This window comes from Altererythrobacter sp. Root672 (assembly GCF_001427865.1).
Taxonomy (GTDB): Bacteria; Pseudomonadota; Alphaproteobacteria; order Sphingomonadales; family Sphingomonadaceae; genus Croceibacterium_A.
Genome location: NZ_LMHH01000002.1, coordinates 513,719 through 533,360, shown reverse-complemented (window position 1 = coordinate 533,360; position 19,642 = coordinate 513,719). Strand labels below are relative to the sequence as shown.

22 protein-coding genes are annotated in these 19,642 nt (G+C 66.0%); 7 read left to right on the top strand and 15 right to left on the bottom strand.

The genetic code is table 11. The features are described from left to right. The first annotated feature begins 26 nt into the window (after positions 1-26). Positions 27-314, top strand: a complete 288-nt coding sequence (gene rpmB, locus ASD76_RS13865) for a 50S ribosomal protein L28 (RefSeq protein WP_055924061.1) — start codon at positions 27-29, stop codon at positions 312-314. A gap of 33 nt (positions 315-347) precedes the next feature. Here the strand turns inward: rpmB and ASD76_RS13860 are convergent, their stop codons facing one another. The 4 genes from ASD76_RS13860 to xseA form a co-directional block, all read right to left on the bottom strand. Then, a complete protein-coding gene (locus ASD76_RS13860; protein WP_055924058.1) occupies positions 348-1,361 on the bottom strand; it encodes an esterase-like activity of phytase family protein in 1,014 nt (337 codons plus the stop codon). Between the two features lie 23 nt (positions 1,362-1,384). Beyond that, a complete protein-coding gene (locus ASD76_RS13855; protein WP_082553846.1) occupies positions 1,385-2,140 on the bottom strand; it encodes a M23 family metallopeptidase in 756 nt (251 codons plus the stop codon). 110 nt (positions 2,141-2,250) lie between these two features. Next, complete coding sequence (locus ASD76_RS13850) at positions 2,251-2,454, bottom strand: DUF2093 domain-containing protein (protein WP_055924347.1); 204 nt, start codon at positions 2,452-2,454, stop codon at positions 2,251-2,253. Positions 2,455-2,481: 27 nt separating this feature from the next. Continuing rightward, positions 2,482-3,939 carry an exodeoxyribonuclease VII large subunit gene (gene xseA / locus ASD76_RS13845; protein ID WP_055924055.1) on the bottom strand — a complete coding sequence of 486 codons (1,458 nt, stop codon included), beginning with the start codon at positions 3,937-3,939 and terminating at the stop codon, positions 2,482-2,484. Between xseA and purD the strand changes: the two genes are divergently transcribed. Further along, entirely contained in the window at positions 3,938-5,236 is a 1,299-nt protein-coding gene (purD, locus tag ASD76_RS13840) for a phosphoribosylamine--glycine ligase (RefSeq protein ID WP_055924052.1), read from the top strand. The genes xseA and purD overlap by 2 nt on opposite strands. A 145-nt stretch (positions 5,237-5,381) precedes the next feature. On the opposite strand, the gene ASD76_RS13835 is transcribed toward purD, so the two are convergent. The 3 genes from ASD76_RS13835 to ASD76_RS13825 all read right to left on the bottom strand — a co-directional run bounded on the left by ASD76_RS13835 (position 5,382) and on the right by ASD76_RS13825 (position 8,349). Further along, a complete protein-coding gene (locus ASD76_RS13835) occupies positions 5,382-6,194 on the bottom strand; it encodes a hypothetical protein (RefSeq protein ID WP_055924345.1) in 813 nt (270 codons plus the stop codon). Further along, entirely contained in the window at positions 6,191-7,249 is a 1,059-nt protein-coding gene (locus ASD76_RS13830) for a GNAT family N-acetyltransferase (protein ID WP_055924049.1), read from the bottom strand. Before ASD76_RS13830 ends, ASD76_RS13835 begins: the two co-directional genes overlap by 4 nt. Positions 7,250-7,353: 104 nt before the next feature. Continuing rightward, entirely contained in the window at positions 7,354-8,349 is a 996-nt protein-coding gene (locus ASD76_RS13825) for an adenosine kinase (RefSeq protein ID WP_055924046.1), read from the bottom strand. A gap of 92 nt (positions 8,350-8,441) precedes the next feature. Between ASD76_RS13825 and ASD76_RS13820 the strand changes: the two genes are divergently transcribed. From ASD76_RS13820 to ASD76_RS13810, 3 genes are all read left to right on the top strand, one after another. Next, on the top strand, positions 8,442-9,137 hold the full coding sequence (locus tag ASD76_RS13820) for an EI24 domain-containing protein (protein ID WP_055924043.1): 696 nt from the start codon (positions 8,442-8,444) through the stop codon (positions 9,135-9,137). 2 nt (positions 9,138-9,139) lie between these two features. Further along, a complete protein-coding gene (locus ASD76_RS13815; protein ID WP_055924040.1) occupies positions 9,140-9,571 on the top strand; it encodes a hypothetical protein in 432 nt (143 codons plus the stop codon). A gap of 78 nt (positions 9,572-9,649) precedes the next feature. Continuing rightward, positions 9,650-10,579 (top strand): hypothetical protein, encoded by a 930-nt coding sequence (locus tag ASD76_RS13810; RefSeq protein ID WP_055924037.1) that lies wholly within the window; start codon positions 9,650-9,652, stop codon positions 10,577-10,579. A gap of 52 nt (positions 10,580-10,631) precedes the next feature. Here ASD76_RS13810 and ASD76_RS13805 read toward each other — a convergent pair whose 3' ends face one another. Genes ASD76_RS13805 through ASD76_RS13770 form a run of 8 tightly spaced genes read right to left on the bottom strand, consistent with a single transcriptional unit; the run spans position 10,632 to position 16,506 of the window. Continuing rightward, positions 10,632-10,988 (bottom strand): HesB/IscA family protein, encoded by a 357-nt coding sequence (locus tag ASD76_RS13805; protein ID WP_055924033.1) that lies wholly within the window; start codon positions 10,986-10,988, stop codon positions 10,632-10,634. Then, complete coding sequence (locus ASD76_RS13800; protein ID WP_055924030.1) at positions 10,988-11,467, bottom strand: SUF system Fe-S cluster assembly protein; 480 nt, start codon at positions 11,465-11,467, stop codon at positions 10,988-10,990. Before ASD76_RS13800 ends, ASD76_RS13805 begins: the two co-directional genes overlap by 1 nt. Continuing rightward, a complete protein-coding gene (locus ASD76_RS13795) occupies positions 11,464-12,663 on the bottom strand; it encodes an aminotransferase class V-fold PLP-dependent enzyme (protein ID WP_055924028.1) in 1,200 nt (399 codons plus the stop codon). Before ASD76_RS13795 ends, ASD76_RS13800 begins: the two co-directional genes overlap by 4 nt. After that, a complete protein-coding gene (locus ASD76_RS13790; protein WP_055924025.1) occupies positions 12,660-13,415 on the bottom strand; it encodes a SufD family Fe-S cluster assembly protein in 756 nt (251 codons plus the stop codon). Before ASD76_RS13790 ends, ASD76_RS13795 begins: the two co-directional genes overlap by 4 nt. Beyond that, positions 13,412-14,152: a Fe-S cluster assembly ATPase SufC gene (sufC, locus tag ASD76_RS13785; RefSeq protein WP_055924022.1), complete on the bottom strand. Its 741-nt coding sequence runs from the start codon at positions 14,150-14,152 to the stop codon at positions 13,412-13,414. Before sufC ends, ASD76_RS13790 begins: the two co-directional genes overlap by 4 nt. Next, positions 14,139-14,615, bottom strand: coding sequence for a DUF559 domain-containing protein (locus tag ASD76_RS13780; RefSeq protein WP_082553845.1), 477 nt, complete (start codon positions 14,613-14,615; stop codon positions 14,139-14,141). Before ASD76_RS13780 ends, sufC begins: the two co-directional genes overlap by 14 nt. Then, positions 14,612-16,093: a Fe-S cluster assembly protein SufB gene (gene sufB / locus ASD76_RS13775; RefSeq protein WP_055924019.1), complete on the bottom strand. Its 1,482-nt coding sequence runs from the start codon at positions 16,091-16,093 to the stop codon at positions 14,612-14,614. The genes ASD76_RS13780 and sufB overlap by 4 nt, the downstream gene beginning before the upstream one ends. Next, positions 16,090-16,506, bottom strand: a complete 417-nt coding sequence (locus tag ASD76_RS13770; protein WP_055924017.1) for an SUF system Fe-S cluster assembly regulator — start codon at positions 16,504-16,506, stop codon at positions 16,090-16,092. Before ASD76_RS13770 ends, sufB begins: the two co-directional genes overlap by 4 nt. A 316-nt stretch (positions 16,507-16,822) precedes the next feature. On the opposite strand from ASD76_RS13770, the gene ASD76_RS13765 reads away from it, so the two are divergent. Together ASD76_RS13765 and ggt are read left to right on the top strand one after the other, a co-directional pair. Then, entirely contained in the window at positions 16,823-17,851 is a 1,029-nt protein-coding gene (locus ASD76_RS13765; protein WP_055924339.1) for a quinone-dependent dihydroorotate dehydrogenase, read from the top strand. Positions 17,852-17,861: 10 nt separating this feature from the next. After that, a complete protein-coding gene (ggt, locus tag ASD76_RS13760) occupies positions 17,862-19,568 on the top strand; it encodes a gamma-glutamyltransferase (protein WP_055924014.1) in 1,707 nt (568 codons plus the stop codon). Positions 19,569-19,642: the final 74 nt, after the last annotated feature.

Below are 19,642 nucleotides of genomic sequence, written 5' to 3'. Positions count from 1 at the left end.
AGGCTTAGATTTTCGAGAGACGAACGATGTCGCGTATTTGCGAATTGACCGGCAAGGGTCGCCAGACTGGCCACAACGTGAGCCACGCTAACAACAAGACCAAGCGCGTGTTCCTGCCGAACCTGCAGAACGTGACGCTGCTCAGCGAGAAGCTGGACCGGAGCTTCAAGTTCCGCGTGTCGACCCATGGCCTGCGCTCGGTCGAGCACAACGGTGGCCTCGACAACTGGCTGCTGAAGACCTCGGACGAAAAGCTCAGCTCGCAGGCTCGCAAGATCAAGCGCGAACTGAAGAAGACAGCCGTAGCCGCTTAAGGCTGCGGCGCTTCCGGCGCCCTAAAATCCGAATCAGCGAGGCGTGCGGCCTGTTCCGCGCGCCTTTTGCTGTGTCTGGCCGTCGGGCCGCCATTCGAGCTTCATCAGCAAGGTCCGCTGGAACGAGGCGGCGTTGTCGTCCGAGATCAGCCAGGCAACGACAGTTCCGTCGTTGGCCTGCGTGATGGCGAGCCCTTCGTAGTTATCGGTCGGAAGGGGTTCTTCGAGATCGGCGATGACCTCCCCCTTCCACACCGCCCCACTGCGAATTTCGGCCGGATCGGCCACCATCAGCTTTCCGGCGAATCGCGGTGGCAGGCGCCATTTCACTTCTCGCAACAGGATCAGCATTCTCCCGTCGGGAAGTTGCGCCATGTCGACGGGGCGAAACCCCTCGGGAGCGGCGAATCGAAAGGCCTGCGGAGTGCTGCCCTCGACCGGATCGTTAGGGAACAACAAGCCGGGGGAGTCATCGGTAAACCACGCAGGATCGGCCTCTGCGAGCACCAGGAAGCGTCCATCGTCCAGACGGGCCATGGCCTCGGGACCTGTATTGCCACCCCAATTGCGCATCGCCGCAGGACGCACACGGCCCTCGGGGCGAAGATTCCGATCGAGTCGACCAATTCTGTTGCTGTGTTCGTAACCAACCCACAGCCGGCCGCTGGCGCGATCGCGGGTGGCCGACTCAGCGTCGAAGTGGGTTTTGTCGCTGACACTTTGGCCAACCAGGGAGGCGAGGCGCGGATGCGGCTCACCCTCGCCTGGCGGGGTGAACTCAAGCTGGTTTCCGCTGTCGCTCACGGCAAGCAGTCGGCCGGAATCGAGTAGTACCAGGCCCGAGTAACTTCCGAATCGACTGTTGCGGCTGTCGAGCCCCCACACGCCCGCGACATCGAACACCCCAAGCTCGCTATCCGCCACCGGCAATGGCGTGATCGAAAGCGACTGACGATTGTCCTCCACGCTCACGCCGGGCGTCGAGCGGATCCAGGTCCCAGGCGCCAGAACAAGCGCCACGATCAGCAGAAGGAACAGCCGCAACATCCCGCCGGATGCCTCTCAAAGGTTCAGGGCATCGGCCCGGTGAAGAGCAGCGGATCGAGCCGAGCGCCGCGCCAGACCAGCCCCCAATGAAGATGCGGCCCTGTTGCCCGGCCCGTCGCGCCGATCCTCCCGATCAGCTGACCCTGCTTCACCGCCTCGCCGGTGTGCACGAGCAGTTCGGAGCTGTGCAGGAACGCGCTGCTCAGGCCCATGCCGTGATCGATGATCAGCAGGTTGCCCTCAAGCGTGAAAGGCGATTCGGCAGCGAGCACCACCACGCCATCCGCGGGTGCGACATAAGAGGTGCCGGTGCCGCCCGCGATGTCTATCCCCGAATGATAGCTCCCCGGCTCCCCGCGATAGACCCGCTGCGAACCGAATCGCCCCGAGATCCGCCCGGTGGCCGGCCAGACGAAGTTCTGCCGCCAACCCTGGCTACCGGATTCCACCTGACGGGCAGCGGCGATGCGTTCGAGTTCAGGCTTGCGCCGCGCCATGAACGCTTCGCTCGGCACATTGGCAGTGGGGGAGGCATCGACCTGCTCGATATTCCACGCGCGCGGCGAAACCGAGATCTCTTGCGCCAGGTGACTGCCGTTCTGGAGCGAGACGGACAAGAAAGTCCGTGGGCCTGCGTCGCGATCAAAGGCGGCAAAGAACTGTCTGTCGGCGTCGAAGGAGATGACGGTGCCACCAAGGTCGGCCTGGACAGTGCCAATCGGTAACTGACCGCGAATCCAGCCGCCTTGGGTCATTTCCCCGCTGAGATCGAGCGCCATGGGTTTGACCTGGACCGCGAGCGGCGCCGGCTCATCCTGTGCCCGAACCGCAGCATGTGACGCGACACAAGCAACGCCCAGACACCCCAGGGCCAGAGCCAGGGCGCGCTTCACGCTTGGCCGAGCAACCTGCGAGTCGAGATTTCAGGGCTGGCGTAGGGTTCCTGCCGGTCCACGCTCCAGTAGCGCAGTTCTTCCAGCGCGATCGGTTCGCCGGTTACCGCGCATGTGACAAAGCGTCCGGGTTTGATGACCCGGAATCCGTTGGGGCCGTAGAGCAGAGTGGCGGCTTGTTCGCCTGAAGACATCAGCATGGCCATCGCCTTACCAAGCCCCCTCCCTCAAAGCAATTTCGGTTGCTCGCCGGGCGACGAAGCCGGCTTGCTTCGCGGCGGGCGGGGCGATCCTGCCGGGACCACGTCGAGCGTCCCGTCGCGGAACTTCAACGACAGGCTTGCCTCCTTGCGAGCATGGGCAGCGTCGGTGACCGCCGCGCCCTGGGCGTCCAGCACCATGACGTAGCCGCGCTGTAGCGGACGTTCGGGATGGAGATGCTCGGCCAAGCGGGAAATCGATCCCAACCGTTCGCGCCCTTCCGCCAGCGGCCGGGTCAGCAGCGTGGGTAGCAGCCGAACCGTCGCCAATCGGTCGCGGGCCCGATCGACCCGGGCTCTGAGCAAGGGCGCCGAAAGGCGCGCCGAATCGCCTTGCAGCCGGTCCTTGGCTTGCGCCGCCCGGTCCGCCAGCCCGCGCCGCAGTCGTTCGCCGAGATCGTCGAGCCGCTGGGCCGGCTGTGTGGCCAGCGCTTCGGGCTTGGGCATCCGCGCCAGCCGCGCTTCAAGTCGCTCGCGCCCGAGCTGCACTGGGCGGAGCGCGCACTTGCGCTGGCGCAGGCCGAACTCGTCGAGCGTCGCGGCTAGGTCCCGCAGGACCGGCACCGCGATTTCGGCGGCCGCTGTGGGTGTCGGCGCACGGTGATCGGCTGCATAGTCGGCCAAGGTCGTGTCGGTCTCGTGCCCGACTGCGCTGATCACCGGAATCGGCGACCCTGCAATGGCGCGGACCACGATCTCTTCGTTGAAAGACCACAAGTCCTCGATCGAGCCCCCGCCACGGGCGACGATCAGCAAGTCAGGGCGCGGTATCGGCCCGCCTTCGGGCAAAGCGGCAAAGCCGGCGAGCGCATTGGCGACTTGCTCGGCAGCGCCCTGGCCCTGGACAAGCACGGGCCAGACCAGGACCTGGCTCGGGAAACGGTCGGCCAGGCGATGGAGGATGTCGCGGATCACCGCGCCGGTGGGTGAAGTGACCACGCCGATGATCCGCGGCAGGAACGGCAACCGCCGCTTGCGTTCCGCGGCGAACAAGCCCTCCGCCTCAAGCCGCCGGCGAGTCTTCTCGAGCAGCGCGAGCAGCGCGCCCTCGCCCGCCACTTCCATCGCCTCGATGACGATCTGGTACTTCGAGCGGCCCGGGTAGGTCGTCAGCTTGCCAGTGGCGACGACTTCGATGCCGTCCTCCGGCACAAAGCCCAGCCGCTGCACGCCGCCGCGCCACATAACCCCGTCGATCACCGCGCCTTCGTCCTTGAGGCTGCAGTAGAGGTGCCCCGAGGCCGCGCGCTTGACCCCGGAAAGCTCGCCGCGCAGGCGCACGAAACCGAAGCGATCCTCGACCGTACGCTTCAGAATATTCGAAATCTCGGTGATCGAGAGCGGCGCAGCGTTGTCCCCGGGCTGCCCCTTGGCTACCAGCCCGCCGGCGGGGGCATCATCGTCATTGAAGGAAGGGCCGGGCATGAACATCCTGCTGATTGGATCGGGCGGACGCGAACATGCGCTGGCATGGAAACTCGCGCAATCCCGGCTGATCGCGGAAAACGGCGGCACGCTCTACGCATCCCCCGGAAATCCGGGCGTTGCACAGCACGCCACGCTGGTACCGCTCGACCTGACCGACCACGCGCAGGTCGTCGCCTTCTGCAACGAGCGGGGCATCGGTCTGGTGGTCATCGGGCCCGAGGCGCCTCTGGTGGACGGTCTATCCGATTCGCTACGCGCGGCAGGCTTCGCCGTGTTTGGGCCATCCCAGGCGGCCGCCCAGCTCGAAGGCAGCAAGGGTTTCACCAAGGACCTGTGCGAACGAGCCGGTATTCCCACCGCGGGCTATGTCCGCACCACGTCGCTGGAACAGGCCGTGGCGGCACTCGACCGCTTCACTGCCCCCTACGTGCTCAAGGCCGATGGCCTCGCCGCGGGCAAGGGCGTGGTGATCGCGTTGGACCGGGCGGAAGCGGAAGCTGCCCTAGACGACATGTTCGGCGGCTCGTTCGGTGATGCCGGCGCGGAAGTCGTGATCGAAGAGTTCATGGAAGGCGAGGAAGTGAGCTTCTTCGCCCTGACCGACGGCGCGGTCATCGTCCCGTTCGGCAGCGCGCAGGACCACAAGCGCGTTGGCGATGGCGATACCGGCCCCAACACCGGCGGCATGGGCGCCTACAGCCCGGCAAGGGTTCTGACGCCCGAATTGCGCGGCGAAGTGCTGAGCAAGATCCTGGAGCCGACGGTCAAGACGATGGCCGACGAAGGTACGCCCTATGCGGGCGTGCTCTACGCCGGGCTCATGCTGACGAGCGAAGGTCCCAAGCTGGTCGAATACAACTGCCGCTTCGGCGATCCCGAATGCCAGGTCTTGATGATGCGGTTGGAAAGCGATCTCGGCGAATACCTGCTCGCCTGCGCCGACTACAGCCTCGGTGCGCTGCCGGCTCCGCAGTTCTCGACCGAGAAAGCGCTGACCGTGGTGATGGCGGCGGATGGCTATCCAGGAACGCCCGCCAAGGGTGGACGGATCGCGAATATCGAGGTTGCCGAAGCCACGGGAGCGAAAGTCTTCCATGCGGGGACCACGCTCGATGTGGAGGGGCGACTGGTCGCCAACGGCGGGCGCGTGCTCAACGTGACCGCGCATGGTGGCAGCGTGGCCGAAGCCCAAGCCGCAGCCTATCGCGCGGTCGATGCACTGGATTTTCCGACTGGATTCTGCCGCCGCGACATCGGCTGGCGCGAGATCGAGCGCGAGACTGCGGGACAATAAGCTTGTGAGATCCTCCCCGAGCTCGTCTCGGGGAGGTGGCGCGCGCTGAAAGCGCGTGACGGAGGGGTACGCGGAAGAGCGCGGCCTGCCCCTCCACGCCCGACTTCGTCGGCGGTCCCCCTCCCCGAGCAAGCTCGGGGAGGATCTAAAACCCCAGCATATCCCGCACTGCCCAGACCGGCAGGTATGGACGGGAGAGCGCCTTGTCGATCGCGTAAGGCCACCAACCGGGCCCGAAGGGATAGTACAGCCGCACCGGCACGCCCATCCGGCGCGCGACTTCCAAGGTCCGGCGGCGCGGAAGGCCGCGGATGAGTTCGAGTTCGCAAGGCGTCCCCGCATCGAGAAGCGTCCCGAGCGCGGTTTCGGCGAGGCGCGGATCGTGTGTCGCGACGCCCACCATGGTCCAGCGCCCAGCGAGGATCGATGCGAGCTCGAGATAAGCTGCCGCGACGTCGGGAACGTCCCCGCCCGGATCGGCCCACTCGCCCTTGACCAGCCGGATGCGGCACGGTTCGTCGCGCAGGCGCTCGGCATCGGCAGCACTGCGCCGCCACCGCGCTGGGAGCGCGATACCGGCACAGAATTCCTGGGCCAGGGCCACGGTCTGTTCGGCATGCGGCTCGGTCAGGGCATCGAACACGAGTGGCACGCCCGAAGCGGCAATCCGGCGCAAAGCCATAGGGTCGAAACCCAGCGCGGGCGCTTTCACCGCCAGCAGGGTATTGCCGCGAGCCTGCGCGAGCGCGTGCGCGACTTGGCGATTGGCGGCGATGACGTGCTCACGGCTGGTCTCGCCGGCTCCGAAAAAGCCCGCCGTGGTCTTGAACCCTTGCTGTGCGAACTCAGCGCATTGCGCGGCCGCAGCGGCCGGCTCTTGGCCCGGAACGATCCGTTCGACGAGGTTGGGCAGCGCGTAGCGGAAATCGCGCAGCCGGGATTTGATCACACCGCTCATGCCGCGCTCGGCCGGAGCCGCCCCCACATCCAGACGTAACCGTCAGCCAGCAGCGCCGTCAGTCCGGAAAGACTCAAGGGATATGTCCGCACCCGGCGGCATTCGTGCTGTTCGCGGGTCCAGAAGTCGGCGATCCAGGCCTCGGCATCGCCGAGCAGTTCAAAGCTCACCAGCCCCTGCCCAGCCGCTCGGCCCAGGCAATGCAGCATCAACAGCGTGCCGGGTGAGCACCGGCCATAGGCCTCGTCGTAACCGATCTTGTAGAGCCAGTAGCGACCCGCCCATTCGACAGCGAGTTGCATGGCGATCGCCTTGCCGTCGATGCGCAGGAAGGCGACGCGAAATTCTCCGCGGTCGCAGGCGGCCTGGAAATAGGAACGGAAGAACTCCTCCTTGACCGGCTCGCTGGCGATCGCGGTTCCAGCCTCAGTCTTCCAGCTGCGCGCTTCGACCGCCACGGCCTCGTCGAACAAGGCGTCAAATTCGGCCGGGTTCGGGGACAGGATTTCGCAGGTCACTTGGCCAAATTCGGCCGCCCGACGCTCGGCCCGGCGGAAGTCGGACCTGCGGCGGGCGGAGAACCGGCGCTCCGCATCGGTCCACGACGCATCGAGCAGGATATAGGGGCAGGCCGTTGCCGGACGCACCGAAACCCAGCCGCGCCCCTTCATGGCCGCCCTGAGGGCCGGAATCAGCGAGGAGTTGGCTGGAACGCGGTGCAGTTCGACCGCACGGGCCTGCCGGGACAGAAATTGCGCCAGCGTTTGGGCCGAACGGCTGTCACGGCACAGGGCATCGCCCGGCTCGAACACTTCGGCTGCGCCGGGCAAGCGCCACCGCGCGAACGGGCCGCGTCCGTGGCACAAGGGAAGGACAGCGACGGTTTCGTCCGCTTCCTTCGCTTCGATCAGCTTGATCGGGGTATCGGCCAGCAGGGTGCGGCCAAGGGCCGCAACGAAATCAGCGCCTTGCGTCGGCAACGTGGCCTGAGGCTGGAGCAGCTCCCACCCACGCACGAGCGCCTCCATCCCGCCGGGAAGGCCGAGGTCGATCATGAGGACGTGAATCGCATCGTTGGATGGCGCTCCGGTTCTCCCGCGCGGATAGCGCGGAAGTCCTAAGATTCACCCAATTGTGCCCTTTTTCCGGGGCTGGCTGGTCAGCCGAGCCGTTCGTCCATCAGCGCGGTGAGGTTGGCTTCGGGCCGCGCACCGTAGTGGCTGATGACCTCGGCCGCGGCGATCGCGCCCATGCGCAAGCACGTCGCGAGCGGCAACTCGCGTACATGGCCAGCCAGGAATCCGGCCGCGAACAGATCGCCTGCGCCCGTGGTGTCGACGACCTCGTCTATCGGCTCTGCCGCCACTTCGGCGCGTTCTTCACCGGCGACCGCAATGGCGCCCTTGGCGCTGCGCGTGATCACCAGGATCGGCACTTGCGGAGCGAGAATGGCGACCCCCGCCTCGAAGTCCCGCTCACCCGTCATGGTGTGGAGCTCGTCCTCGTTGCCGAACAGGATGTCGATCTGCCCTTCGGCCAACAAGGCCCTGAAATCATTGGCATGGCGCGCGATGACGAACGAATCCGAAAGGGTAAGAGCGACCTTGCGCCCGGCATCGCGGGCGGCTGAAATGGCCCGGCGCATGGCAGCGCGCGGCTCTTCCGGATCCCACAGGTAGCCTTCGAGGTAGAGCACGCGGGCGTTGGCGATCACTTCGTCATCGAGCGCGCTCGCGGGAAGGAACTGCGAAGCGCCAAGGAAGGTGTTCATCGTCCGCTGGCCATCGGGCGTCACATAGATCAGGCAGCGCGCCGTCGCGGGCTCGCCGGCGCGGGCGGGCGTGTCGAAAGCGATGCCGCCGGCGCGAATGTCGTGGGCGAAAACCTCTCCGAGCTGGTCCTCGGCAACCTGGCCGATGAAGGCGCAGCTGACCCCCAGCGCCGCGAGACCGGCCAGGGTATTAGCCGCCGACCCGCCCGAAATCTCCCTTGCCGGGCCCATCATGCCGTAGAGCCGCTCGGCCTCCGCCTCGTCGATCAGCGTCATCCCGCCCCGGACCATTCCGAGCAGATTGATGAGCTCGTCGTCACAGGGAGCCATCACGTCGACGATGGCGTTGCCGATGGCGATGACGTCGTATTTAGGTTCGGACATGCGGTTTTCCGAGAATTCGAGTGGAGGACACGCGGCTCAGCAGGCCGCGCGGGCGTTGACTTGGCCTGCTGCGCGCGCAATCGCAAGCGTCTATGCCTGGGGTCGCAACTTCACTGCTGCTCGCGCTCGGCCAATTGGCCGATCCCCGAGTGATACGGATCCTGCTGAAAAGCCTTGCAGTTACCGTGGTCCTGTTCGTCCTGGTGGCGGTCGGGGGCTGGTATCTGCTCGACTGGGCCCTGGCCGCCCTCGGCCTGGACGAACGGTTATTTGCGGGTGCGGACGAGGTTCGCGGACTCGCATCGCTGTTCGTCGCCCTTGTCGGCCTGTGGCTCGCCTGGCGGATCGTGGCCATGGCGGTGATCCAGTTCTTTGCCGACGACGTGGTCCAGGCGGTCGAGCAGCGCTACTATCCGCAAGCCGCCGCCCGAGCGCGCGATTTGCCGGTGCGCGAACAGTTCTCCACCAGCCTGAAGGCGGCGTTGCGGGCGTCGTTCGTCAATCTGGCCGCCTTTCCCTTCGCCATCGCGCTGCTGGTCACGGGCATTGGCCCAGCCCTGCTGTTTCTGGTGGTGAACGCCGTTCTTGTGGGGCGTGAGCTGCAGGACATGGTCTGGCTTCGCCACCGTCGCGACGCTGCAGACCCCGCCCCCGTCAGCCGGGGTGAACGGCTCCTGCTGGGTGGCGTTATCGCCGCGCTGCTGGCAGTGCCGTTCGTGAACTTGCTCGCGCCGCTGCTGGGGGCGGCCGCCTCAACCCACCTTATCCACCGAAAAGGCCGCACCTGAGCATGCGTTTCAAACTCTTGCTGCCGATCCTGCCGCTTCTGGCCGGATGCGCCACCGTTCCCCAAGCGAAAGCACCGCCGCCGCCGCCACCGCCGGCGCGCTCCCCAATCACCCAGGTCGTACCGCCGACCCAGCCTAACGCGCCGCCAGTGCCGGGCTTCCGCGCGCCGCAGGTCATGCGCGCGCCAGGGCTGGAGTCGGTGATCGAGCGGGATTCGGGCGCCTTGGTGCGCCAATTCGGCAACCCGCGCCTCGACGTGCGCGAAGGCGACATGCGCAAGCTGCAGTTTTCCGGCGAGGCCTGCGTGCTCGACGTGTTCCTCTATCCGCTGCGCGAAGGCGCTGAGCCGGTCGCTACCTGGGTCGAAGCCCGCCGGGCGAGCGACGGCCAGGATGTCGATCGCGCGGCGTGCGTTGCCGCCCTGGGTCGATAAGACCCGCCGCCGAAGTAACCCCAATTTAAGCTTGTTGCGCGATATCCTGTTCCCAAAATTAAGGGAGCACGACCGAGCATGACTATGCAGTTCGCCGATATCGCGCGCCAGGCTGCCGCCGATGGTGCGATCTCCGCCGACGAAATCCTCGCCCTGCGCCGCGCTGGCTGGGGCGATGGCTCGATCCAGGCGCAGGAAGCCGCCGCGATCTTCGACGTCAACGACGCGCTAGAGCAACCGACGGCCGAATGGAGCGACTTCTTCGTCGAGGCGATCGGCGAATATGTCCTCAACGGGGCCGAACCGCGCGGTTACGTCTCCGAAGACGCCGCGGCCTGGCTGATCGAGCGCCTCGACCGCGACGGCCAGCTCAAGGGCATGACCGAGCTGGAACTGCTCGTCCGCGTACTCGAACGCGGCCTCAACGCGCCGCAGCGGCTCAAGAGCTACATCCTCCAGCAGGTCGAACAGGCCGTGCTGACCGGCAGCGGTCCGACGCGGAGCGGTGAACTGATAGCTGGATCGGTGAACGCCACCGAAGCCGCGCTCCTGCGCCGGGTGCTGTTCGCCCCGGCGGGCGATGGCCCGGCCGCGGTTTCGTGCGTCGAGGCCGAAATGCTGTTTCGCCTGAAGGACGCAGCGCTCGGCGCTGACAACGCATCTGAATGGCAGCGCATGTTCGTGCAGGGCGTAGCAAACTACCTGCAGGGCGTCGCCTCGCGGACAGCCCAGATCTCGCGCGAACAGGCGGCCGAACTCGAAGCCTTCGTCGCCGATGACACGACCCACGTGGCGCGCTTCCTCGGCCGCATGGTCCAGAGCGCGCCGAATGCGTTCGGTGTGGTGTTCGGCAAGAAGCAACCCGCGCGCGACGCGCTTGCGGAATTGACCGAAGCTGAGAAGGTCGACGCCGGCGAGACGCAATGGCTCGACGCCCACGTTGAGGCGGATGGCGCTGTCGACGAGTATGAGAAAGCGCTGATCGCCTTCCTGGCCGAAGAAGCCTAGCCGAATTCCAACCGAACCGCGGCTCCGTCCTGAAACGGACGCGGGCCGCGGACTATACGGTAAAGCTCTCGCCGCAGCCGCAAGCGCCCTTGGCGTTGGGGTTCTGGAACACGAACCCGGCGGTGAAGTCGTCTTCCTGCCAGTCCATCGTGCTGCCGATCAGGTAGAGCACGCTCGCGCCGTCGATGTAGAACACGCCGCCGGGAGTCTCGATTTTCTCGTCGAACGCCTGTTCCTGCGTCACGTAGTCGACCGAATAGGCGAGCCCCGAACACCCGCGACGCGGGGTCGAGAGGCGCACGCCGATCGCGCCTTCGGGCGCTTGCTCCATCAGGTCGGCAATGCGTTGTTCGGCAGTCGGCGTCAGGTTGACGGCGGCAGGACGCTGGCGGATCTTGGTTTCAGTCATCAAAGCATCCCCAGTTCGAGCCGCGCTTCGTCGCTCATCTTGGCCGGATCCCATGGCGGATCCCACACCAGGCTGACCTCGGCATCGCGCACGCCCGGGACCGACGAGACGCGCAGTTCGACTTCGCCGGGCATCGATTCCGCCACCGGGCAGTGCGGCGTCGTCAAGGTCATGGTCACAGCCACATCTGCGTCAGGCGAAACATCGACCCCGTAGATCAGGCCGAGGTCATAGATATTGACCGGAATCTCGGGGTCGAAGATCTCGCGCAGGGCGTCGATCACCCGCTCGTAGAGATCGCCGCCGGGATCGCCCGGAGCAGCCGCTTGCGGCTTCTGCGCCAGGAACCCTTCCAGGTAGTCCTTCTTGCGCCCGAGCTTTTCCGCGGGCGTCTCCACGTCTTCCACGCGCGCCCGGACCGGCGGTTCAACGCCGTCCACTTCCTCGACGCGGAAAGACTTCTCCGCTCCCTCGCTCATCCGAAAATCCTCTTGGTTCGCTCGATCCCGCGCAGCAGTGCGGCGAGATCGCTTTCATCGCTGTAGAGCCCGAAACTCGCCCGCGCCGTAGCGGGAACGCCGAGCCGCTCCATCAAGGGTTGGGCGCAGTGATGCCCGGCGCGGATGGCGACGTTCTCTTCGTCCAATATGGTGCCGAGATCGTGCGGGTGAATACCCTCGAGCGCAAAGCTGACGATACCGGCGCTGTCCTCGGGCCCGAACAGGCGCACGTCGTTCATGCCGCGCAAGGCGTCGCGCAACTGCTTGACCAGACGCGCCTCGTGTTCGTGGATCGCCTCAAGCCCGACGCTGGCCACGTAATCGCAGGCCACGCCCAGCCCGATCGCCTCGACGATCGCCGGCGTACCCGCCTCGAACCGCTGCGGGGGCGGGGCAAAGGTGGTCTTCTCGAAGGTCACCTTCTCGATCATCGCGCCGCCGCCCTGCCACGGGGGCATGCGGTCGAGCAGTTCGGCCCGGGCCCACAAGGCGCCGATCCCGGTCGGGCCGTAGAGCTTGTGCCCGGAGAAGGCGTAGAAATCGCAATCTAGCGCCGCGACATCGACCGGCATGCGCGGCACGGCCTGGCATCCGTCAAGCAACAGCTTCGCGCCGACCGCATGCGCCAGTTCCGCCGCGCGCGTAACGTCGAGCACCGAGCCGAGCACGTTCGAAACGTGGGCGAAGGCGACCATCTTGTGGTCCTTCGTCAGCATCCGTTCGGCCTCGTCGAGATCGATCCGTCCGTCCGAAGTGATCGGGCAAACGTCGACTTGCCAACCGGCCAGCTGCCAGGGGACGATGTTGGAGTGGTGCTCCAGCTCGGACAGCAGCACCCGCCCCTTGTCGGGCCAGGAGTAAGCCACGAGGTTGATCGCCTCGGTCGCGCCGCGTGTGAAGACCACCTCGTCCTCGCGCCCGCCAATGAATGCCGCCACTCGCCGCCGGGCGGCTTCGTAGCCGAGCGTCATCTCGGCCGAGCGGGTGTAAACGCCGCGGTGGACCGTGGCGTAGTCTGCGCCGATCGCCTTGCTGACCGCGTCGATCACGGCCTGCGGCTTCTGCGCCGTGGCACCGGAATCGAGGTAGTGCCAGCGGGAACCGTCGACATTCAGCAGGCCGGGGAAATCAGCCTTGAGATCGATGGCTTGATCGAGGACGGGTACGGTGCTCACGCCACGTCACCCAGCACGGCCAGCGCCGCATCCAGCAGACGCTCCTGCTCAAGCTCGTCATCCAATGCCGCGAAAGCATCGGCGATGAACGCCCGCACCAGCAAGGACTTCGCCACTTCGGGCGGAATCCCACGCGCGGCCATGTAGAAGCGCGCCGTCTCGTCCATCTCGCCGATCGAGGCGCCGTGGGCGCACTTCACGTCGTCGGCGAAAATCTCGAGCTCGGGCTTGGCGTTGGCCGAAGCGCCGCGTTCGAGCAGCAAGCCCTTGAAGTCCTGCACCGCGTCGGTCTTTTGCGCATCACGCGCCACATCGATGCGGCCGAGGAAATTGCCGGTGCCCTGGCCCCAATGGACCGCACGCACGACTTGCTCAGACGTCGCTTCGGGTTCGGCATGGATGGTGCGGGTAACGAATTCTCGCGTCGCGTTGCCGCCGCCGATCGTCACCCCGCCGAACTGGAAATGCGCGCCCTTCGCCAGGCGAATTTCGACTTCAACGCGGGTGTAGTCATTACCGATGTTGGCCACGAACAGCTCAGCCCGCGCGCCTTCGCCCACGGTCAAGCGAATGCGGTGCAGCTCGGGCGACTCGCCGCCCAGGACCATGCACTTGCGGCGCGTTTCGCCTGGGGCAAGCTCGACCTCTTTCCACTCGTCGAACCGCTCGGGCGCGAGCGTCTCCAGCGCCGCGAAGTCGGCGTAGCGCCACTCCTCGTCGTGCCAGGTGGGAAGGGCAGCGAGCTGCGTCACGCCACCGCCTCGTAGCCTTCGCGCTCGAGCTCGAGCGCCAGTTCGGGACCGCCGCTTTTCACGATGCGGCCCTTGGCGAGGACGTGGACCACGTCCGGCTTCACGTAATCGAGTAGCCGCTGGTAGTGAGTGATCAGCAGCACGCCCTTGTCCGGGCGGCGCATGATCGAGTTGATGCCTTCGCCGACGATCTTGAGCGCGTCGATGTCGAGCCCGGAATCGGTCTCGTCGAGCACCGCGAAAGCCGGATCGAGAATGCCCATCTGGACCATCTCGGAGCGCTTCTTCTCGCCGCCGGAAAAGCCGACGTTCACCGCCCGCTTGAGCATTTCCATGTCCATGCGCAGCAGCCCGGCCTTCTCCTTGGCCAGCTTGAGGAACTCGCCGCCCGAGAGCGGATCCTCCCCACGTGCCCTGCGCTGGGCGTTAAGCGCCTCGCGCAGGAACTGGACGTTGGACACGCCAGGGATTTCGACCGGGTACTGGAAGCCGAGGAACAGCCCCAGCGCCGCCCGCTCGTGCGGATCGAGCGACAGCAGGTCCTGCCCGTTGAAGCTGACCGAACCGCCAGTCACCTCGTATCCGGGCCGCCCGCCGAGCACATAGGCCAGCGTCGACTTGCCCGCGCCGTTCGGCCCCATGATCGCATGGATTTCCCCCGCGTTCACGGCGAGCGAAAGCCCATTGAGGATCGGCGTACCGCCGACGGTGGCGTGGAGATTCTTAATTTCGAGCATGTTTTCTCTCGTTGGACCCAGGGCGATCGAACGGCTTCTGCAGCTCGTCCTTGATCGCCTTCACGACCTTTTCGGTGTCTTCGATGATGTCGGTTTCGGCAAAGCGCATGACGCGCACGCCGACGTCGGTCAGCTTGCGGTCGCTAAGCGCGCCGAGTGTGGCTTCGGCATCCTCACCGGTGCCGCCAGTCTCGACCACGACCCAACGGGTCTTGCAGGCGAAATCGACGATCGCGCTGCCCATCACCACTTCGCGGTTGAAGGTGAAGCCGCACTGCTTGTCCTTCAGCCGCTCCCACAGCAGCTTCTGCGCTTCGGAAGGATTGCGCCGCATGTCTCGGGCGCGCAGCTTGAGCTGCTCGGCCCGAGCGGGCGAGACCTTCCAGGCCTTCTCCGCGTCTCCGGTGGCCCGTTCGCGGTCGGTCACGTTGCCGAGCGAGAGTTTCTTGCGCTCGGCGGTCATCCAACGCTTCCTTCCAGACTGATACCCAAGAGCTTCTGCGCCTCTACGGCGAATTCCATCGGCAGCTGCTGCAGCACTTCCTTCGCGAAGCCGTTGACGATCAACGCCACCGCCTCTTCCTGCCCGAGCCCGCGCTGCATGGCGTAGAACAGCTGATCGTCGCTGATCTTGCTGGTGGTCGCCTCGTGCTCGATCTGCGCGGTCGGGTTCTTGACCTCGATGTAAGGCACGGTGTGCGCCCCGCATTCGCTGCCGAGCAACAGGCTGTCGCACTGCGTGAAGTTGCGCACCCCGTCAGCATTGGCGGCAACGCGCACCAGCCCGCGGTAGGTATTGTTGCTCTTCCCCGCGCTGATGCCCTTTGAGACAATCGTCGAGCGGCTGCCCTTGCCGTTGTGGATCATCTTGGTACCCGTGTCGGCCTGCTGGTAGTTGTTGGTGACGGCCACCGAGTAGAACTCGCCGACCGAATCCTCGCCATTGAGCACACAGGACGGATACTTCCAGGTCACCGCGCTGCCGGTCTCTACCTGGGTCCAGGAGATCTTGCTCCGCGCTCCCTGGCACAACCCGCGCTTGGTGACGAAGTTGTAGATCCCGCCCTTGCCTTCGGCGTCGCCTGGGTACCAGTTCTGCACCGTAGAGTACTTGATCTCCGCATCTTCCATCGCGACCAGTTCGACCACCGCGGCGTGGAGCTGGTTTTCGTCGCGCATCGGCGCGGTGCAGCCTTCGAGGTAGGAGACGTAGCTGCCCTTCTCGGCGATGATCAGCGTCCGCTCGAACTGGCCGGTGTTCTCGGCGTTGATGCGGAAATAGGTGCTCAGCTCCATCGGGCAGCGCACGCCTTCGGGGATGTAGACGAAGGTCCCGTCCGAAAAGACCGCGCTGTTGAGCGTGGCGAAGTAGTTGTCGCGCTGCGGCACGACACGGCCGAGCCACTTCTTCACGAGCTCAGGATATTCGCGGATCGCCTCGCTGATCGAGAGGAAGATCACGCCGGCCTTCTTCAGCTCTTCGCGGAAGGTCGTAGCGACCGAGACGGAGTCGAACACCGCATCGACCGCGACCTTGCGCGCGCCTTCGACGCCGGCGAGGACCTTCTGCTCCTCGATCGGAATGCCGAGCTTTTCGTAGACCAGGCGAATCTCGGGATCAAGTTCGTCGAGGCTCTTGAGCTCCGTCTTCTTCTTCGGCGCGGCGTAGTAGTACGCGTCCTGGTAATCGATCTTCGGGTAGCCGAGCTTGGCCCAGTTCGGCTCTTCCATCTCGAGCCACATGCGGAACGCCTTGAGCCGCCAGTCGAGCATCCATTCGGGCTCGTTCTTCTTGCCGCTGATGAAGCGCACGGTCGATTCGTCGAGCCCCTTGGGCGCGAACTCCTGCTCGATGTCGGCCGACCAGCCGTGTTCGTATTCGGCCGCCTTGGCAGCAGCCTCGCGCGCGGCGCGATCCTGGATTTCCAACTCTTCACTCATGCGGGTACTTCCGGTTGCGCGAGCTGAGTCAGCGGTACGCCCGCCAAGGCCCCGCGCAGGGTTTCATTCACCAGCCCCCAATGGGGACGGACATTGCAGCAAGGCTCGAGCGCGCAATCGTGCTTGCCCTGCTCGACACAGGCGGTCAGCGCGATCGGGCCTTCGACCGCCTCGACGATATCGGCAAGCGAGATCGCCGCGGCCGGCCGCGCGAGCTTCAGACCGCCGCCCGCGCCGCGAACCGAGCGCAGCAGGCCGGCGCGCGAAAGCAGGCTGACCAGCTTCTGCACCGTCGGCAACGGCACGCCGGTCTCTTCCGCCAGTTCCGTGGCCGAAACGCGCGCAGATCCGCAATGGCGCGCGGCGGCGCACATCGTGACGACGGCATAGTCGGCCATGCTGGACAGGCGCATATTGCGATCCGTTCTCAAATCGGAGTGATTCGCTCCGATTTCATCTAGGGGTCCGTTGCGCGGATTTCAAACAAGCGTCGCTTTGCGCCGCACAAAAAAAGGGGCGGCCCACTGGGGGCCGCCCTGGAAAGTCGAGAACTCGTTGCATCGCTGCTTCGAGCCCTTCGGGTCGCAAGGGCCTAATACGCACCGTCCAGGGGTGAATCTTGTAGGAATGCGACACGGAGTTCAAAATTTGCGCTGGGTCTCCATTGGGTCACAGGGCGCCGCAAAGCGCGCATCGACAGTGAACCGCCGCGCTGCCATAGGCTCAGCCGTGCTTTTTCGCCTTACCCGACACGCCATCTACGCCCTCGACCCCGAACGCGCGCATCGTTTGGCGATCGCCGGCGTGCGGTTCATGCCCGGCAAGCCAGCCGTGCCGGGCGGTCCGCTCGAAACCCGAGTCGCGGGGCTGACCTTTCCCAATCCGCTGGGCATGGCGGCCGGCTTCGACAAGGACGGCGAAGTGCCGGACGCGCTGCTCGGTCAAGGGTTCGGCTTCGTTGAGGTCGGCTCGATCACGCCGCGCCCGCAAGCGGGAAATCCTAAGCCGCGCCTATTCCGGCTGACTGAAGACCGCGCGGTGATCAACCGCATGGGCTTCAACAACGGCGGCGGACCCGCAGCTGCAGCGCGCTTGCTCGTGCGCCAGGGCCGCCCCGGCGTTGTCGGCATCAACATCGGCGCCAACAAGGATTCGGCCGATCGCGTGGCCGATTATGCGCAGATGACCCAGCTCATGGCGCCAATGGCCTCTTACCTGGCGGTCAATATTTCGAGCCCCAACACGCCGGGCCTGCGCGCGTTGCAGGACGAAGGCGCTTTGACCGCCTTGCTCGACGCGGTGTTCGAATCCCGCGGAGAAAGCGGACCCCCGGTGTTCCTCAAAGTCGCGCCTGACCTCGAGCCGGCCGATATCGAAGCCATCGCGCGGATCGCCCTCGACAAGAAGCTCGGTGCGCTGATCGTATCCAACACCACGATCTCCCGCCCACCGCTGCGGTCGAGCCAGGCAGGCGAAACCGGCGGGCTCTCGGGCGCGCCACTGAAAGAGCTGGCCCTCCAGCGCGTGCGCGATTTCCGCAAAGCCACAGGTGGCGAACTGCCGTTGGTGGGAGTCGGCGGCATCGCTACGGCCGAGGACGCCTGGCAGCGGATTCGCGCTGGAGCGAGCCTGGTCCAACTCTACAGCGCGATGGTCTACGAAGGGCCGGGCATAGCTCGCCACATCGTAAGTGGCCTGGAAACCCTTTTGCGGCGTGATGGCTTCGGCTCCATTGCCGAGGCGGTGGGAAGCGAATAGCACCTTAGTGATGCCCAATCGTCTCCTGCTCCCCCTCGCCGTGCTGCTGCTTGGCGCCTGCGCCACCGTTCCTGCTCCCGCCAAGACCGCCGACGCCAAGACCGCGGGCGTAGTCAGCGCAGCCGATCCGCGTGCGGCCGAGGCCGGTGTCGCCATGCTTCGGCAAGGCGGAAGCTCAACCGATGCCGCGATCGCGACCATGCTCGCGCTCACCGTGGTCGAGCCGCAGAGCTCGGGCATCGGCGGTGGCGGCTTCATGATGCACAGCGCGCCCGACGGCGACATCCAGACTTTCGACGGCCGCGAGACCGCCCCATCTGGCGCGGACCCGCAATGGTTCCTCGACGCCGACGGCAAGCCGGTGCCCTTCATGAGTGCGGTCATTTCCGGCCTCAGCGTCGGCGTTCCGGGCAATGTGCGCCTCGCCGCCGAAGCGCACGAGCGTTACGGGAAGCTGTCCTGGGCAGCCCTGTTCCAACCCGCAATCAAGCTGGCGCGTGACGGCTGGGTGCTGAGCGAGCGCGGGCGGCAGTTCTTGGTCCAATCCAAGAACCGAGCGGCCCACCAATCCGAAGCTCTGGCGATCTACTACGACGCCTCGGGCGAAGCGCTGCCGGTCGGCTCCGTGCTGCGCAATCCCGCGCTGGCCGAAACGCTTGAGCACCTCGCAGAGCAGGGCCCCGAGTGGTTCTACAGCGGCACCAACGCGGCCCAGATCGCCGCCGAAATCGCCGCCGAGACCCCCCGCTCCGGCGCGATGACCGTGGCGGACGTGGCTGCCTACCAGGCCAAGGATCGGCCTGAGCTGTGCGGCCCCTATCGCGGCTACCGTATCTGCGGGATGGGTCCGCCCTCCTCGGGTGCGACTACCGTCTATGCCATCCTCAAGCAGCTTGAGCGGTTCGACCTCGGAGCCCTGGGCAAGGACTCGCCGGTGTTCTGGCATCTCTTCGCCGAATCGCAGCGCCTCGCCTTCGCCGACCGCGAGCGTTACCTTGCCGACCCCGACTTCGTTTCGGTGCCGGCTGAAGGACTCATGGAGCCGGACTACCTCGCCGGGCGTGGAGCGTTGATCGATCCGAACAGCACCCTGGCGCAAGTTACCGCGGGAATGCCGCGCGGCCTCGCGCTCGCTCCGCCCGATGGCACCGAGCCGGAAGAACACGGCACCTCGCATTTCGTCGCCGTGGACCGCGAAGGCAGCGCGGTCAGCTACACCTCGACCGTCGAGGGCTCGTTTGGCTCCGGCATCATGGTCGGCGGCTATTACCTCAACAACGAACTGACCGATTTCAGCTTCGCCCCCTCGGTCGATGGCCGTCTGGTCGCCAACCGCGTCGAGGGTGGCAAGCGCCCACGCAGCTCGATGGCGCCGACGCTGGTCTACGATTCGCAAGGTCGGCTCGTGCTGGTGATCGGCGCCGCGGGCGGTGCGACGATCCCGGTACAGGTAGCCCGAGCGTTGATCGGTGTGATCGACTTCGGCCTCCCGCTCGACCAGGCGATCGCCCTCCCTGTGCTGTTCGCTCCGGGCGACCAGTTAAGCGCCGAGGAAGGCAGCGCTCTCGTACCGCTGATCCCGCAACTCCAGGCGCTCGGCCATGCGCAGATCGCGACTCGCAGCCTGCCGCTCAAGACCAACGGCGCTCAACGCACCGCCGCCGGATGGGCAGGCGCCGCCGATCCCCGCAGTGAAGGAATGGCGATCGGCGAGTAAGCCAGTCTCTTGCCGCCTCGCTTCGCGCGCCGTAACCAGCACCCATCGATAGGCCGGAAAACCGGCGAAGGGGA

Coding starts and splice junctions, on each gene's coding strand:
- ASD76_RS13825 (WP_055924046.1), bottom strand. CDS start 8,349: ATGTCCGAACCTAAATACGACGTCATCGCCATCGGCAACGCCATCGTC.
- ASD76_RS13780 (WP_082553845.1), bottom strand. CDS start 14,615: ATGACCGCCGAGCGCAAGAAACTCTCGCTCGGCAACGTGACCGACCGC.
- ASD76_RS13860 (WP_055924058.1), bottom strand. CDS start 1,361: ATGTTGCGGCTGTTCCTTCTGCTGATCGTGGCGCTTGTTCTGGCGCCT.
- ASD76_RS13850 (WP_055924347.1), bottom strand. CDS start 2,454: ATGCTGATGTCTTCAGGCGAACAAGCCGCCACTCTGCTCTACGGCCCC.
- sufC (WP_055924022.1), bottom strand. CDS start 14,152: ATGCTCGAAATTAAGAATCTCCACGCCACCGTCGGCGGTACGCCGATC.
- ASD76_RS13835 (WP_055924345.1), bottom strand. CDS start 6,194: ATGAGCGGTGTGATCAAATCCCGGCTGCGCGATTTCCGCTACGCGCTG.
- ASD76_RS13820 (WP_055924043.1), top strand. CDS start 8,442: ATGCCTGGGGTCGCAACTTCACTGCTGCTCGCGCTCGGCCAATTGGCC.
- purD (WP_055924052.1), top strand. CDS start 3,938: ATGAACATCCTGCTGATTGGATCGGGCGGACGCGAACATGCGCTGGCA.
- xseA (WP_055924055.1), bottom strand. CDS start 3,939: ATGCCCGGCCCTTCCTTCAATGACGATGATGCCCCCGCCGGCGGGCTG.
- ASD76_RS13800 (WP_055924030.1), bottom strand. CDS start 11,467: ATGAGCGAGGGAGCGGAGAAGTCTTTCCGCGTCGAGGAAGTGGACGGC.
- ASD76_RS13815 (WP_055924040.1), top strand. CDS start 9,140: ATGCGTTTCAAACTCTTGCTGCCGATCCTGCCGCTTCTGGCCGGATGC.
- ASD76_RS13855 (WP_082553846.1), bottom strand. CDS start 2,140: ATGGCGCTCGATCTCAGCGGGGAAATGACCCAAGGCGGCTGGATTCGC.
- rpmB (WP_055924061.1), top strand. CDS start 27: ATGTCGCGTATTTGCGAATTGACCGGCAAGGGTCGCCAGACTGGCCAC.
- ASD76_RS13830 (WP_055924049.1), bottom strand. CDS start 7,249: ATGATCGACCTCGGCCTTCCCGGCGGGATGGAGGCGCTCGTGCGTGGG.
- ASD76_RS13810 (WP_055924037.1), top strand. CDS start 9,650: ATGACTATGCAGTTCGCCGATATCGCGCGCCAGGCTGCCGCCGATGGT.
- ASD76_RS13770 (WP_055924017.1), bottom strand. CDS start 16,506: ATGCGCCTGTCCAGCATGGCCGACTATGCCGTCGTCACGATGTGCGCC.
- sufB (WP_055924019.1), bottom strand. CDS start 16,093: ATGAGTGAAGAGTTGGAAATCCAGGATCGCGCCGCGCGCGAGGCTGCT.
- ggt (WP_055924014.1), top strand. CDS start 17,862: ATGCCCAATCGTCTCCTGCTCCCCCTCGCCGTGCTGCTGCTTGGCGCC.
- ASD76_RS13805 (WP_055924033.1), bottom strand. CDS start 10,988: ATGACTGAAACCAAGATCCGCCAGCGTCCTGCCGCCGTCAACCTGACG.